This window comes from Frigoribacterium sp. AC759, assembly GCF_979256015.1.
Map to the genome: position 1 here is coordinate 95603 of NZ_CEEDMT010000004.1, position 14563 is coordinate 110165.

Sequence of the window (14563 nt, forward strand, 5' to 3'; positions counted from 1 at the left end):
CCGGGTATCGGATCACTGCCGGGTATCGGATCACTGCCGGGTCACGGATCACTGCCGGTCCTCGGGCGCGGTCGTCGCGCCGGCCGCTGCGAGGTCGCGTGAGCATCGGCCACGACCCCGGCGTCGCGCATCCGCGCCACCGCTGGCTCGACCCGCTGCTGGCCGGTCTCCTGGCGTTCGTGGTCGCCGGTGTCGGCAGCTGGATCCCCTCGTACTGGAGCGACGAGGCGACCACCCTGATCGCCGCCCGCATGCCGCTGCCCGACCTGATCGCGTTCCTGGGTCAGCGCGACGCGGTGCACAGCGTCTACTACCTGATGATGCACGCCTGGATCGGCGTGATGGGCGAGAGCGAGTTCGCCACGCGCCTCCCGGGGGTGCTGTTCACCGGTCTCGGGGCCGCGGGCGTGCTCGTGCTGGTCCGCATGCTGACCAGCCGCATGACGGCCGTGCTCGCCGCCGTCGTCTACGCGGTGCTGCCGCGCCTCACGCTCGAGGCCATCGAGGCCCGGCCGTACGCCCTCACCGCCGCCCTCGCCGTCTGGGTCACCGTGCTGGTGCTCGTCGCGTCGCGGCGTCAGAGCTGGTGGTGGTGGCTCGCGTACGGCGCGGGTCTCGCCGCGTCCATCGCGACGTTCGTCCCGCTCGCCCTGATGGTCGTGGTGCACGGCGTGTTCCTCGCGTTGGCACCGGCTCAGCGCCGACGTCGGGGAGCCCGCCACCGCCTCCTCGGCTGGTCGCTCTCGACCGCGGCCGCGCTGCTGGCGACGGCGCCGATGATCGGCACGGTGCTGAGCGAGCGCAGCCGACTGCTCGGTTCGGACGACCCCTCGACCGGGGCCGACATCACGTGGTGGACGGTGCTCGTCGAGCCGTGGTTCGCGACGTCGATCGCGTACGCGGTGATCGGCCTGGTGCTGCTCATCCTGCTCGGCACGCGGTTGCGCGACCGGGCACGGACCCCGGGCAGCGTCGTGCTGCTCGGGGCCCTCTGGGTCGTGCTGCCGGTGGGTCTGCTGCTAATCGCCGGTCTCGCGCTCGAACCGGTCTTCCAGGCGCGCCTCGTCGTGTTCGCGGCGCCGGGCATGTGCCTGCTGCTGAGCGTGGCGATCACGGGGTTCCGGCGCCGGTGGGTCAGCATCGCGCTGATCGCCCTGCTCGTCGTCGCCTCCGCCCCGACCTGGGTGCTGCAGCGGCAGCCGACGGGCAAGGGCGGTGCGGCCGACCTGCGTCAGATCGCGGGCTACATCGAGCAGCAGGCCCGGCCCGGCGACGCGTTCGTGCTCGACGCCTCGGGCACGGTGTCGACCCGGCCCCGCCAGGCGTTCTACGCGTACCCCGACCGGTTCGATGGGCTCGACGACGTCGCGTTCGTCCGGTCGGGCGCCGCCGAGGGCCGCTTCACCGACGTGACCCTCGGCCTCGACGACGAGACGCAGCGCGCCGAGCTGCAGGAGCGCCTCACCGACGTCGACCGCCTGTGGATCGGGCGGCTGCAGATCGATGCGCTCGACGACCCCGACCTGAACACCCTCGGCGGCTTCGGCTACGACCTCGCGCAAGAGCACCGCACGGGTCGCAGCGTCGTCTACCTGTTCGTCCGCCCCGACGGTCGCGGCTGAGCGGCGACCGCCGAGGAGGCGCGGGTCGGGTCGACCGTCAGCGTCGCAGATCGAGGGTGCAGCACTTCACCCCGCCGCCGCCCAGCAGCAGCTCGGAGAGGTCGACGCCGATCGGGTTGTAACCCCGCTCGCGCAGCTGACGCTCGAAGCCCGTCGCCCGGGCGGCGATGACGACGTTGTAGCCGTCGCTGTACGAGTTGAGCCCCAGGATGGCGGCGTCGTCCTCGTCGACGAGGATCGCATCCGGGAACCGCTCGCGCAGCACCTCGAGCGAGGCCGCGTCGAAGGCGCTCTCGAGGTAGGCGATGTTCTGGCCGCCCTCGACGGGCTCGGGGTCGAGCACCGCGATGGCCGTGTCGAGGTGGTAGAACGCGGGGTTCACGAGGGTGAGCCCGACGACCTCGCGACCGAAGACCCGCGCGACCTCGTCGTGCGAGCGGGTCGATGTGCGGAACCCGGTGCCGGCCAGCACGACGTCGCCGACGAGGAGCAGGTCGCCCTCGCCCTCGTTGATCTCGTCGGGCACGGCGACGTCGAAGCCGGCCTTACGGAACCAGTCCATGTAGGCGGGGCCCTCGGGCTGGCGCTCGGGGTAGGTGAAGAGGGCGCCGTAGGCCTTGCCGTCGACGACGAAGCCGCCGTTCGCCGCGTAGACCATGTCGGGCAGGCCGTCGATCGGGTCGATCAGGTGCACGTCGTGACCGAGGCCGACGTAGGTGTCGTAGAGCACCTGCCACTGGGCCACCGCCTTGGCGGTGTCGGTGGGCGCCGCGGGGTCCATCCAGGGGTTGATCTTGTAGCTCACGGTGAAGTGGTCGGGTCGGCACATCAGCACCGTGCGCGGGGTGGCTCGACGGATGATCGGGGGCTGGGGGTCTCCGGCGGTGTCCACGGAGTCGCTCGTGATGCTCACGGATGCCAGTGTCACACGCACCGGGCGCAGGAGGCCGGGCTGCGACGCAACGAATGTGCGTTATGGGCCTGGATCACGCAACTAGTTGCCGTAGGGTCTCGGGGTGGACAATCTCGACTTCGGCATCATCGACCTGCTGCGCCAGAACGCCCGCGCCGGCTACGGCGACATCGGGGCGTCGGTGGGGCTGAGCGCCTCGGCGGTGAAGCGACGTGTCGACCGCCTCGTCGCGGACGGCGTCATCAAGGGGTTCACGGTGCAGGTCGACCCGACTGTGGACGGCCTGGGCACCGAGGCGTACGTCGAGCTGTTCTGCCGGGGCACGGTGTCGCCGCAGGAGCTGCAGCGGATCCTCAGCACGGTGCCCGAGGTGGTCGACGCCGGCACCGTCACGGGCAGCGCCGACGCCATCGTGCACATGCGCAGCCGCGACATCCCGTCGCTGGAGGAGGCGCTCGAACGCGTCCGCAACGCCCCGAACGTCGATCACACCCGCAGCGCGATCGTCCTGTCGAAGCTGATAAGCCGCCACCCCGCCTGAGCGCGTCGGGCGCCGGGTCCGTGGGCAGAAAGCGCCCTTCACGAGGCCAGGAAAGACGTTTACTGACCACCGAGCCCGGCCTCGCGCCGCGCAACGCGTCGAGTGGTCAGAAGATGTCCTTCGCGAGGCCACCAAGGACATCTTCTGACCACTCGGGCGCGGGAGCGGGGGCGGCGGGGCGCGGGCTAGCGCGCGGGCGCGGGCGCGGGCTCGAGCGCAGGCCCGCCCGGCGCCCGCACCCGCACCCGCGTCAGAGCCGCAGGTCGCGGAGGGCCGCCTCAGGTCGCCCATCGCGGTGGGCCGCGACCGTGACCGTCTGCTCGTGCACGAAGGGGAGCAGCTCGACCCGGCCCTCGTCGGTGACCTCGCCCGTCCAGATCGCGACGTCGGCGCTGTGCCCGACGGCGGACGAGAGCTCCGTCCGCCCCCGGCCGACGAGGCGGATGCGCAGCCCGCGGTAGTCGGCCACACGACGGCGCTGGGCGGCGGAGGGCGTCATGCCGAGCTCGATCGCGGGGTCGTCGACGTCGTCGATCTGCTGCAGCGACCCGACGGCCGCACGGTCGAAGAAGGCCTCGTCGCTCTCGACGATCACCGCCCCCACCTCGACGGGCGACTGCGGAGACGTGATCAGCAGGTGGAGCGCCGCGGGCAGCGGCAGAGCGGTGCTGAGGTCGATGCGCGCCCCCGCCCGGGTGGCTGCGGCGATGAGACGGACGAGGTCGACGGGGTCGCCGCCCGACGCGAGCCGCAGCACGACCGACGCGGGGCGGTGACGCAGCACCGTGCGCTCGACCTCGAGGCCGCCGAGGGCCCGCGAGGCGCCGAAGACGTCTCGCCAGGCGCGTTCGTCGCTGCGGGCCGCCGCGCGGATGCGGTCGAACTCGTCGAACGAGAGGTTCGCACGGGCGGCCTCGATCAGGCGGACAACCGGCTCGGAGACGCCGTCGAGCTGCAACGACTTCTCGAGCGACCGGGCCGCTCTCGACCAGGCGCCCTGCGCGATGACGGTGTGCGCGCCTCCTGCGGCGGTGGTCCGCCCGACCGACGCGCGACGGCGCCCGCCCGAGGGGCTCCGACCCGCCCGGGGTGCGGCGACGGCGCGGTTGACCACGAGCGAGCCGACGTCGAGGGCCTCGAGCCACTGCTCGACCTCGTCGACGTCGAGCGAATGCAACCCGGCCGTCGACGAGCGCTCGAGCGCCCCCTGGAGGTCGACCGCCTCGGCGAAGGTGTCGACGTGCACGAGTCCGAGCACGGGCCCGCCCGGCATGGGGCGGGTGAAGGCGCCGCCCGGGCGCACGCCGTCTCGGATGCCAGGCCGCCAGAGCACGCCGTCGTCGTCGAGTCGTTCGGGCGCGACGAGCCAGGATTCTCCGGGGTCGAGCTCGGTGAGGGCGGCGAGCAGCGGCCCCTCGGCGGGAGCGATCAGCGGCCCGACGTCGGTGGTGGCGGCGTCCGGCCGGCCGACCCGCAGCGCGGCGACGGCGTCGACCAGACGACGACGGAAGCCCGCGGCCCGCGACCTCGACCCCACGACGACCACGAGCCGGGCGGCCCAGGGCGCCTGACCGGCGTGGGCGAACGCGCCGGCCACGACGTCGACGGCCGCTCGGTCGAGGTCGGCGGTCTCGGCGACGACGACGGAGTTGAGCCCGGGCGTCTCGGCCCAGAGCTCGCGGTCGCCCCGGAACGAGCGGACGCCCGCCGCGGTCTCGAACGGGCCGTGCAGCACGACGCGGTCGACGGCCGGGTGCACGAGCAGATCGTGCGCCAGCCCGAGGTCGTCGACGATCGCCGTCGCGACGAGTTCGGCGGGCACGCCGGCCGAGCGGAGCAGGTCGGCGACCACCGAGGCGGTGCGGCATGCCTCGGACGCGGGGCGCACGACGACGCCGCTGCCCGCCGCGAGCGCCGCGGACACCGAGCCGACCAGGGTCGAGACGGCGGAGTCGGCCGTCGGCACGACGACGGTGAGCCGAGGAGGCGCGTAGCGGGCCCCGCGGACGTCGCCCAGACCGCGGGCGAGAACCGCGTGCCACCGGGCGGCGTCGACCGCCGCGCCGACGTCGAGGGCCGCCTCGCTGAGCGTCGCACCCGTCTCGCTGATCAGGACCTCGATCAGGCGGGCCCGGTGGGAGTCGAGCCGGGCGGCGACGGCGTCGAGCAGGGCGGCGCGTTCGGCGTGGTCGCGGCGACCCCAGGCGACTCCGGCCTGGACGGTGCGGGCGACGGTCTCCTCGAGCCGACTGTGATCGGGCACCCGGGCGCCGTCGATCTGCGCGAGACCGAGCTCGGACGTCTGCGCGGCGACGAGGATGCGCCGGCCCCATGCCCGGGCGAGGTCGAGCGCCGGGTCGGCGTCGGGGGTGTTGACGAACCCGGTGCCCGACTCGACGCCGGAGGTCGGATCAGCGGGCCCACCCGCCGCGGTGTCGCCGCCGGGCGCGCCCTCGGCCCCCGCCGCGGCTTCGACGCCGGCAGCGGGCGCGGGCGCGACCGACCGACGGTAGGCGGCGACCTCGCGCTCGAACCCGGGCCCGTCGGCCGGGTCGACGCCGACGGGGCCGCCGATGAGCCCCCTCACCAGCCCGCCGATCGCGGCGTCGAACTCCTCCGGCGGTGCGACGGGCGTGTACATCGCCATGCCGCCGACCTCGGCGGCGACCGCGCGGGTCTGCGCCGGCGCCAGCCCGTGCACGGCCTCGAAGACGACGTGGGGCACGACGTCGTGCCGCTGCGCGAGGGTCCAGGCGTGGGCGAGGTCGAGCAGGCTGTGCGTCGCGACGCCGACGTGCGCCACCGCGGCGTTCTCAGGACGCAGGGCGTGGGCGAGCAGACGCCGGTACGACGCGTCGGTCGCGGCCTTCGTGGGCAGGGTCGGCGCGGGCCGCGCGTGACGGGACGCGTCGACGGCCTCGGCGGCGAGGTTCGCGCCCTTGACGAGTCGGATGCGGATCGGGGCCCCGCCGTCGGCGACCCGCTGCCGCGCCCAGTCGGTGAGCAGCTCGAGCGTCGCCAGGGCGTCGGGCAGGTAGGCCTGCAGCGCGATCCCGGCCTCGAGGCGCCTCAGCGAGGGCTGGTCGAGGAGGCGCGTGAAGACGTCGACGGTCAGGTCGAGTTCGCCGCGCCGCCCCATGTCGAGGTCGATCAGCGTCGGCGCCCGGCCGGCGAGCGCGAGCTCGTACACCGGGGTCAGCCGGGCGACCAGGGCCGAGGCGGTCTCGTCGAGGGCCCACGGGCCGAAGGGGCCGCCGACGTCGCGCAGCGAGACCGACACGTGGTGCACGTCGTCGCGCGCGACCAGGTCGTGCAGCCGCGCGAGGCGGCGGTCGGCCCCGGCCGGGCCGATGACGGGCTCGCCGAGCGGGGCGAGGTTCGTCCGCGAGCCGCCGGACGCGAGGGCGGACAGGTGCGCGCCGAGCTTGTCGGGGCTCTCGTCGACGACGAGGTGCTCGACCAGGCGCCGGAACGCCCGGCGGGCGACGGGCATCACGGCGCGCGGCGCCAGGGGGCCGAACCCGCCCCCGGTCGAGACGGCGGCCCGCAGGTGCCAGGGCAGGGAGTCGGGCATCGCCCGGCTGAGCTGGTCGAGACGACGCGCCGCGACGGCGTGGTCGTCGACGAGCACGACGCCGTCGACGAACGCGGCCGTGAACTCGAGGCCCTCGGCGTCTCGGACGACGCGGGCGAGACGGGTCGCCGACGCCTCGGCCGGGGCGTCTCTCGCGGCCCGGCGCCACCGACCGGCGGTCTCGACGGTCTGCTGCGTGAGGTCGGCGGCGTTCACATCGGACATGGCCCGAGGATATGCCGGACCACCGTCTCTACACTGGGCGAATGGCCCACGAACTGACCGACGACGAGTGGGCCGTCTGGGATGCGTTCTACGCCATGCGCCGACGTCTCGATCGCGCGCTCGAGCTCCGACTGCACACGCAGTCGGGCGTGTCGGCGGCCGAGTACGAGATCCTGGTGGGGCTCGGTCGCAGTGCCGACCGGCGCCTCCGGGTCCGTGACATCGCCGAGCAGATCGGCTGGGAGAAGAGCCGGGTCAGCCATCAGGTCACGCGGATGGAGCGACGCGACCTCGTGCGCCGCTCGGACTGCTCGACGGACGGCCGGGGCACCTGGGTCGAGCTCACCGCCGACGGCCGCCGGGCCATGCTGACGGCGACCCGCGGTCACACCGCCGCCATCGCCGAGTACTTCGTCGCGGCCCTCGGCTCGGATGCGGCGGCGCTGCACTCGTTCTCCCATCGGGTGCTCGACGCGATCGGCGGCGACGCGTCGCCCGACGCGCCGACGGGCCGCCCGGCGGCCTGAGCCGCCGCCTCCGCGCGCCCGGCTCCGCGCGCCTGTCGGGGCGTCAGTGGAACCGGTGGTCCTGGATGGTCATCCGCGGGCCGAACTTCGGCTTCGAGAACCCGCTGGCCGAGATGAGCCGCATGACCCGCTCGCGGTGACCGCGCCACGGTTCGAGCAGCTCGAGCATGCCGTCGTCGTCGACCGGTCGCCCGATCAGGGCCCAGCCGACGAGGGCCGGGAGGTGGTAGTCGCCGACGCTCGGGCTGTCGGCGTCGCCGTGGGCACGCTGCATCGTCTCGGCGGCCGTCCACACGCCGATGCCGGGGATGGATCGCAGTCGCCTCTCGACCTCCGGTCCGCCGCGACCGAGCGCCAGCGTCCTCTCGAGCGACGCCGCGACGGCGCAGACCCGCATCACGGTGTCGGATCGCTGGGGGCCCACCCCGGCGCGGTGCCACTCCCAGCTCGGGATCCGCCGCCACCCCGCGGCGTCGGGCGGCACGACGAGCCCGTCGGGCGCGGGCCCGGGCGCCGGCTCGCCGTGTCGCCGCACGAGGTCGCGCCAGGCCCGCCAGGCCTCGCGACTCGTCACCTTCTGCTCGAGCACGGCGGGTACGAGCATCTGCACGACCTGGTTGGTGCGCGTCAGGCGGAGGCCGGGGAGGCGGTGGCGGGCATCGCGCAGGAACGCGTTGTCGGCGACGTCGAGACCCGACCAGTCGTCTCCGCGACCGAGCATCTCGGGGACGGCCTCGACGACCCAGTCGGCGCCCGGGCCCCAGGCGTGGGCGCGGATGCCGTCGGTCGTCGACTCGAGGCGGAGCGTCGCGGGGCCGGTCGGCGCCCGCACGGCACGCCACAGGGCGCCGCCGACCACCCGGAACGCGGGGTCGCCCGAACCGCGTGACAGCGGTCGGAGCGTCGCCCGCACGTCGACGTGCTCGCTCGGACGGTACGTCGTCTCGATCGGAGCCCCGGCCTCGTCGGGCGTCAGGGCGGGATCGGGCATGCGGCGATGGTAGACGCCGCCCCCGACACCGGGATCGACCGACCCCCAAAGAGGCATTTGACGGTCGGCGTCGCCGGCGTGCTGCGGCTGACCCTCGATTCGCCCGACGAGCCTCGTCGACAGGACCCGGGCCGACGGGATGACACCGGCGGGCAATAGCATCCGATCATGACGGACATCGCAGGCAGTCGCTGGGTGATCACGGGCGCGGCGGGCACGATCGGCTCCGCCCTCCGGGTCGCGCTCCACGAGCAGGGGGTCGAGCTCGTCTCGACCGATCACGCGCCGACGGCGCCGGTCGGGGCGCGCGACCGCGTCGTGATCGCCGAGCTGGCCGATCTGGAGGCGCTGGTCGAGTCGTTCGCGGGGGCCGACGGGGTCATCCACCTCGGGGGCATCCCCGACGAGGCCGACTTCCACGACCTGGCCGACGTCAACATCGTGGGCACGTATCACGTGCTCGAGGCCGCGCGGCGGGCCGGGGTTCCGCGTGTGGTCTACGCGAGCAGCAACCGTCTGACGGGGTCCTACCCCGCCGGCACCCTCGTCGATCCCTCGATGCCGCCGCGACCCGACGGCTTCTACGGCGTCTCGAAGGTGGCGGGCGAGGCCCTGTGCCGGTTGTACGCCGACAAGTTCGGTCTCAGCACGATCTCCGTGCGGATCGGCACCTACGAAGAGCAGCCCGACTCCCCGCGCACGCAGCGCACCTGGCTCAGCCCGGCCGACGGGCTGCGCGCGTTCGTCGCCGCGATGACCACGGCGGAGCACACCGCGGTGTTCTACGCGGTGTCGGCCAATGCCGAGCGCTGGTGGAGCCTCGACGCCGGCGCCGCCGTGGGCTTCGCGCCCCTCGACGACGCGGGGCAGCGTGGCCCCGTCGCGCCGATCGACCCGAGCGTGCCCCAGGGCGGCGACTTCGCGACCCCGGAGTTCTCGACGGACAGGATGCGCCGGTAGCTCAGGCGAGCAACGTGCCGGACGAAGTACCCTGGAGCCCATGAGCCACGCCCGGATCCGACACGTGCGACGTCGCGTGACGGTCCGTGCGCAGTCGTTCCCGAAGGCCCGCGTGCTGACGAAGCGCACGTGCGGCACGAACGGGTGGATGAGCCTGTGGGGCAGCAACGCCCACGGCGAGATAGCCGGCTGCCCGCCGCCACGGCGCTGAGACCGCCCGACCTCCAGGCCGGGTGACACGCATCCCGTTCTCGCTCCACCGACCCCGAGGTCACGCATGTCCGACGCTCCGTCCACCCACCCCTCCCCCCAGCAGGCCCCGGGAGGCGCATCCCGCGCGCAGCGCATCTCGCGCTTCGTCAGCCGCGACACCACGGGCGGGCTGCTGCTGCTCGTGGCCACCGTGCTCGCACTCGTCATGGCCAACAGCCCGGCCGGCGGCTTCTACTCGGAGGTCCGGGACCTCCGCTTCGGCCCCGAGGCGCTCCACCTGAACCTCAGCGTGGGCACCTGGGCCGCTGACGGCCTGCTGGCGATCTTCTTCTTCGTCGTCGGCCTCGAGCTCAAGCAGGAGTTCGTGGCGGGTTCGCTCCGCGACCCGAAGGTCGCCGCCCTCCCCATCGCGGCGGCCGTCGGCGGCGTCATCCTGCCCGCCGTCATCTTCACGCTGATCAACCTGAACGCCGGGCCGGACGCCCTGCAGGGCTGGGCCATCCCGGCGGCGACCGACATCGCCTTCGCCGTCGCGGTGATCGCCGTCGTCGGCAAGAACCTCCCACCCGCTCTGCGGACGTTCCTCCTCACGCTCGCCGTCGTCGACGACCTCATCGCGATCACGATCATCGCCGTGTTCTACACGGCCGGCATCGCCTTCGTCCCGCTCCTGCTCGCGGTCCTGCCGCTGATCGCGTTCGCGGTGCTCGTGCGCCGCGGGGTGCGCTCGTGGTGGCTGCTGATCCCCCTCGGCGTCACCGCGTGGGCCCTCGTGCACGCCTCGGGTGTGCACGCCACCATCGCCGGTGTCGTCCTGGGCCTCCTGGTGCCCGCGATCGCGACGAAGCGGGCCGGCGTCACGCACGTCACCGCCGACGGCCGAGAGGAGCGCCACCCGCTGACGCACCACTTCGCCGAGCGCTGGAGCCCGATCTCGTCGGGTCTGGCCGTGCCGATCTTCGCGTTCTTCTCGGCCGGGGTCTCGGTGGGCGGCGTCAGCGGCCTCACCGAGTCGCTGACGGACAGCGTCGCCCTCGGGATCATCGTCGCCCTGGTCGTCGGCAAGTCGATCGGGATCACCGGCGCGTCGCTCCTCGTGACGCGCCTGCCGGGCATCCGGCTCGACCCGAGCCTCCGCTGGCCCGACGTGCTGGGGCTGTCGTTCGTCGCCGGGATCGGGTTCACGGTGTCGCTCCTCGTCGGCGAGCTCGCCTACGGCACCGGCAGCGCGCAGGACGACGTGGTGAAGGTCGGCGTGCTGGTGGGCTCTCTGGTGGCCGCGCTGATCGGCGCGGGCATCCTCGTCGTGCGCGGCCGCTGGCACGCCCGGCAGCCCGGCTGAGGCCGGGCGGACCCCGCCGAGCCCCCTCGGCCGGCGCGGTCCGCCGACACCGGCATATCGGGTCTGGCTTAAAAGAATGACAGATGATATGTTTTGCTTCCGACCTTGGAGGCAGCATGCCAGTTCCCGACCGCTCCACACGTCGCCCCCGGCGACTGCTGCGTGACCTGACGTTCGAATCGGTGCTCGACGCCATTCTCGACGGCACGCTGCACCCGGGCGAGCGCCTGTTCGAAGACGACATCGCCGCGTGGCTCGGCGTCTCGAAGACACCCGTCAAGGAGGCGCTGGCGCGTCTCGCGACGCAGGGCCTCGTCGACATCGAGGCCAACCGGTACACCCGGATCTCGTCGGTGACGGTCGCCGATCTGCTCGACACGTTCGAGCTGATCGGCATCCTGCACGGCGACGCCATCCGCTCGGCGGCGCACGCCCCGACCGACGAGACGGCGGAGATCGCCGACCGCGTCGTCGAGGCGATGACGGCCGACGGCGCCACCTGCGCCGACGTCGTCCGAGAGACGACGGTCTTCGTCGACCGTGCCGAGAACCCCCTAACCCGCAAGGCCGCCGAGCCCCTCGACCACCGCGCGGCGTTCCTCTCCCGCCACGTGTCGATCGATCTGCACCACCCTGCTCTGCGCCCGTCGTTCGACGCGTTCGTCGCGACGCTCGTCGATCGCCGGTGGGTCGAGGCGGGCGACGCTCTCACGGGGCTGCTCGGTCGCGACGCCCTCGGGCCCGTGGTCGCCGGGCTCGACGACATCCCGCCCCTGCCCGAGACCCGGCGGGTGACCCGGTGACGTCGACGCCCCTCCGCCCGCACGCCGAGAGCATCCGCGTCGAGCTGCCGCCCGTCCGACGCCGACCCCACCGGGTGACGAAGCGCGTCGTCGACGTCGTGGTGGCCGCCCTGCTCATCGTCGCCCTGCTGCCCCTGGCTCTCGTCACGGCCCTCGCCGTGCGACTCGACAGTCGCGGCCCCGTCCTCTACCGGCAGGTGCGCGCCGGGCTCGACGGCGAGGCGTTCACGATGCTGAAGTTCCGCACCATGCACGTCGACGCCGAGACCCGCCTCGCCGATCTCGTCGCGCGCAACGAGGCCGGCGGCCCGCTCTTCAAACTGCGCGACGACCCGCGCATCACCCGGGTGGGTCGCGTGCTGCGCCTCTACTCGATCGACGAGCTGCCCCAGCTCTGGAACATCCTCCGAGGCGACATGAGCCTCGTCGGGCCCCGACCCGCGCTCTTCCGCGAGGTCGACCATTACTGCGACCGGGCGCGTCAGAGGCTGCTCGTGCTGCCCGGTCTGACCGGCCCGTGGCAGGTCGGCGGCCGCTCCGACCTCCCATGGGACGACGGGCTCGACCTCGATCTCTCGTACGTGCACGACTGGACTCCGGCGACGGACGCCGTCGTCCTGGCGCGGACGGTCCGTGCGGTCATCCGCCCCGTCGGCGCCTACTGACACCACCGGCGGTCACGCCGCCGCGCTGCCGGCACGCACGACCGAGAGCAGCACCGGCGCCGACGCGATCTCGGCGAGGGCGACGCGCGAGGCGCCGAGGTCGGCACGGGCCACGGCGGCGCGGAGGGCCGCCAGCGCCGCCGACAGCCCCGCCTCGTCGAGATCGTCGCCGATGAAGCGGGCGTGGAACAGCACCGTGGGGCCGAAATGGCCCATCAGCTGAGCGAGCCGCCGGTTCGACGACGCGGTGGCCATCGCCTCGGCGGCGGAGACGAGCGCCTCGATGACCGGGGGCGCGGTCGGCGACGCGACCCGCGCCTCCTCGTCCACCGGCAGCGGGCCGTCGAGCGCCGTCGCCACCGCGACCCGGGCGGCGTCGTCGGCGATCGCCTCGGCGAGCGCGAGATCGGCGAGCGAGCAGAGCGTCGACAGCAGAGGCCGCACGAGCCACGGGCGCGCGGTGCTGACCCGCGTGTACCGCTTGGGCACCGTCTCGACGAGAGAGAGGTCTTCCAGGCGGGCGAGCGCCATGCGGATGGGTGTGCGCGAGACGCCGAGCCAGTCTTCGAGATCGGTGTCGTGCAGGCGCTCGCCCTCGCCGAGCTGCCCCGACACGATCGCCTCGAGGACGAGCTCGAAGACCTCATCGCGGTGGAGGCGCCGGCAGAGGGTGGGCGACGGGGTCGTCGGGATGGGCATCGATCCTCCTCGTGGTGGGTGGGGGCACCGACCGGTCGACCTGTCGTGCCACATCCCAGAATAGTGCATTTATCATCCAGCTTCTGACGACCGATGGCTACACTCTTCCGGTGGCCGTCCCCAAGATCCTGCTGTTCTACGTCTTCACCCCGCTCGCCGACCCCGAGGCCATCCGCCTCTGGCAGCGCGAGCTCTGCCGCTCGCTCGACCTGACCGGCCGCATCGTGCTCTCGCCGCACGGCATCAACGCGACGGTCGGCGGCGAGCTCGCCGACGTCAAGCGGTACCTGCGGACCACGCGCGAGTACGCCCCCTTCGCGGGCGTCGACGCGAAGTGGAGCGAGGGCACCGGTCACGACTTCCCCAAGCTGTCGGTCAAGGTCCGCGACGAGATCGTCACCTTCGGCGCCCCCGACGAGCTGCGCGTCGACGAGCAGGGCGTCGTCGGCGGCGGCACCCGCCTCAGCCCCGACGACCTGCACGATCTGATGGACCGCGAGCAGGTGACCTTCTTCGACGGCCGCAACGAGTTCGAGTCGCGCATCGGGCGGTTCCGCGACGCGGTCGTGCCCGACGTCGCCACGACGCGCGAGTTCGTCGCCGAGATCGAGAGCGGGCGCTACGACCACCTGAAGGACGAGCCGATCGTCACGTACTGCACCGGCGGGGTCCGCTGCGAGGTGCTCAGCTCGTTGATGACGAGCCGCGGGTTCTCCCGCGTGTACCAGCTGGAGGGCGGGGTGGTCCGCTACGGCGAGCGCTTCGGCGACGACGGCGTCTGGGACGGCTCGCTCTACGTCTTCGACGGACGCGGCTCGGTCGACTTCTCCGACCACACCGCGGTGCTGGGCCGCTGCGTGCGCTGCGGCGACGCCACGAAGCGGATGCAGAACTGCAGCGACGTGCAGTGCCGCGAGCAGCTGGTGGTCTGCGACGCCTGCGGACGAGGAGGCGCGGTTCACTGTGACCCGCACCGCGCCTCCGGCGTACCGTCGCAGCCATGACGGACACGAACGACATCAAGCGCATCTCCGAGGTGCTCGACAAGGGCCGCATCGGCATCCTCACGACCCAGGGCAGCAGCCAGCACCTGGTCAGTCGACCCCTGGCCATCGTCGACCGCGAGTTCGACGGCAAGGTCTACTTCTTCACGCCCGACCCGTCGCCCAAGACGGACGACGTGCGCGCGCACCCGCAGGTCAACGTCGCGGTCGAGACCGGCAAGGGCTACCTGTCGCTCTCGGGCAAGGCGACAGTCGTCAAGGACGCCGAGATCATCGACGAGCTGTGGACCACCGCGGCCGAGGCCTGGTTCGACCAGGGTCGAGACGACCCGACCGTCGCGCTGCTCGAGGTCGACGTCGAGACGGCCGAGTACTGGGTGAGCAACGAGCCCAAGGCCATCACGATGCTGAAGTACGCGAAGGCCGCGATCACCGGCGGTCACCCCGAGAACATCGCCGACACGGGCACCGTCCGCCTCTGAGG

The 14563-nt window shown here is 73.2% G+C and carries 14 protein-coding genes; 10 read left to right on the forward strand and 4 right to left on the reverse strand.

Annotated elements, in window-relative coordinates; translation table 11 throughout:
* The first annotated feature begins 98 nt into the window (after positions 1-98).
* Positions 99-1622, forward strand: a complete 1524-nt coding sequence (locus tag ACZ6JE_RS06190; RefSeq protein WP_464318468.1) for a glycosyltransferase family 39 protein — start codon at positions 99-101, stop codon at positions 1620-1622.
* A gap of 37 nt (positions 1623-1659) precedes the next feature.
* Here the strand turns inward: ACZ6JE_RS06190 and ddaH are convergent, their stop codons facing one another.
* Positions 1660-2514: a dimethylargininase gene (ddaH, locus tag ACZ6JE_RS06195; RefSeq protein WP_464318488.1), complete on the reverse strand. Its 855-nt coding sequence runs from the start codon at positions 2512-2514 to the stop codon at positions 1660-1662.
* A gap of 124 nt (positions 2515-2638) precedes the next feature.
* On the opposite strand from ddaH, the gene ACZ6JE_RS06200 reads away from it, so the two are divergent.
* Positions 2639-3076, forward strand: coding sequence for an Lrp/AsnC family transcriptional regulator (locus tag ACZ6JE_RS06200; RefSeq protein WP_192061143.1), 438 nt, complete (start codon positions 2639-2641; stop codon positions 3074-3076).
* A gap of 250 nt (positions 3077-3326) precedes the next feature.
* Here the strand turns inward: ACZ6JE_RS06200 and ACZ6JE_RS06205 are convergent, their stop codons facing one another.
* Positions 3327-6875, reverse strand: a complete 3549-nt coding sequence (locus ACZ6JE_RS06205) for a proline dehydrogenase family protein (RefSeq protein ID WP_464318469.1) — start codon at positions 6873-6875, stop codon at positions 3327-3329.
* Between the two features lie 41 nt (positions 6876-6916).
* Between ACZ6JE_RS06205 and ACZ6JE_RS06210 the strand changes: the two genes are divergently transcribed.
* Positions 6917-7402: a MarR family winged helix-turn-helix transcriptional regulator gene (locus ACZ6JE_RS06210; RefSeq protein ID WP_464318470.1), complete on the forward strand. Its 486-nt coding sequence runs from the start codon at positions 6917-6919 to the stop codon at positions 7400-7402.
* A gap of 43 nt (positions 7403-7445) precedes the next feature.
* On the opposite strand, the gene ACZ6JE_RS06215 is transcribed toward ACZ6JE_RS06210, so the two are convergent.
* The gene (locus ACZ6JE_RS06215) at positions 7446-8393 is read right to left on the reverse strand and encodes a DNA-3-methyladenine glycosylase family protein (RefSeq protein WP_464318471.1); all 948 of its coding nucleotides are present in this window, start codon (positions 8391-8393) and stop codon (positions 7446-7448) included.
* A 168-nt stretch (positions 8394-8561) separates the two neighbouring features.
* Between ACZ6JE_RS06215 and ACZ6JE_RS06220 the strand changes: the two genes are divergently transcribed.
* The 5 genes from ACZ6JE_RS06220 (at position 8562) to ACZ6JE_RS06240 (ending at position 12376) form a co-directional block, all read left to right on the forward strand.
* The gene (locus tag ACZ6JE_RS06220) at positions 8562-9353 is read left to right on the forward strand and encodes an NAD-dependent epimerase/dehydratase family protein (RefSeq protein WP_464318472.1); all 792 of its coding nucleotides are present in this window, start codon (positions 8562-8564) and stop codon (positions 9351-9353) included.
* Between the two features lie 40 nt (positions 9354-9393).
* Positions 9394-9564 carry a hypothetical protein gene (locus ACZ6JE_RS06225; protein WP_192061149.1) on the forward strand — a complete coding sequence of 57 codons (171 nt, stop codon included), beginning with the start codon at positions 9394-9396 and terminating at the stop codon, positions 9562-9564.
* A 66-nt stretch (positions 9565-9630) separates the two neighbouring features.
* Positions 9631-10908 carry a Na+/H+ antiporter NhaA gene (nhaA, locus tag ACZ6JE_RS06230; RefSeq protein WP_464318473.1) on the forward strand — a complete coding sequence of 426 codons (1278 nt, stop codon included), beginning with the start codon at positions 9631-9633 and terminating at the stop codon, positions 10906-10908.
* Positions 10909-11024: 116 nt separating this feature from the next.
* Positions 11025-11711 carry a GntR family transcriptional regulator gene (locus ACZ6JE_RS06235; RefSeq protein ID WP_197982001.1) on the forward strand — a complete coding sequence of 229 codons (687 nt, stop codon included), beginning with the start codon at positions 11025-11027 and terminating at the stop codon, positions 11709-11711.
* Positions 11708-12376 (forward strand): sugar transferase, encoded by a 669-nt coding sequence (locus ACZ6JE_RS06240; RefSeq protein WP_371740765.1) that lies wholly within the window; start codon positions 11708-11710, stop codon positions 12374-12376. The genes ACZ6JE_RS06235 and ACZ6JE_RS06240 overlap by 4 nt, the downstream gene beginning before the upstream one ends.
* 12 nt (positions 12377-12388) lie before the next feature.
* Here ACZ6JE_RS06240 and ACZ6JE_RS06245 read toward each other — a convergent pair whose 3' ends face one another.
* A complete protein-coding gene (locus ACZ6JE_RS06245; protein WP_464318474.1) occupies positions 12389-13075 on the reverse strand; it encodes a GntR family transcriptional regulator in 687 nt (228 codons plus the stop codon).
* A 110-nt stretch (positions 13076-13185) separates the two neighbouring features.
* On the opposite strand from ACZ6JE_RS06245, the gene trhO reads away from it, so the two are divergent.
* Both trhO and ACZ6JE_RS06255 read left to right on the forward strand, forming a co-directional pair.
* The gene (gene trhO / locus ACZ6JE_RS06250; protein WP_320477674.1) at positions 13186-14079 is read left to right on the forward strand and encodes an oxygen-dependent tRNA uridine(34) hydroxylase TrhO; all 894 of its coding nucleotides are present in this window, start codon (positions 13186-13188) and stop codon (positions 14077-14079) included.
* Complete coding sequence (locus ACZ6JE_RS06255; protein WP_192061153.1) at positions 14076-14561, forward strand: pyridoxamine 5'-phosphate oxidase family protein; 486 nt, start codon at positions 14076-14078, stop codon at positions 14559-14561. Before trhO ends, ACZ6JE_RS06255 begins: the two co-directional genes overlap by 4 nt.
* The last annotated feature ends 2 nt before the right edge of the window (positions 14562-14563 follow it).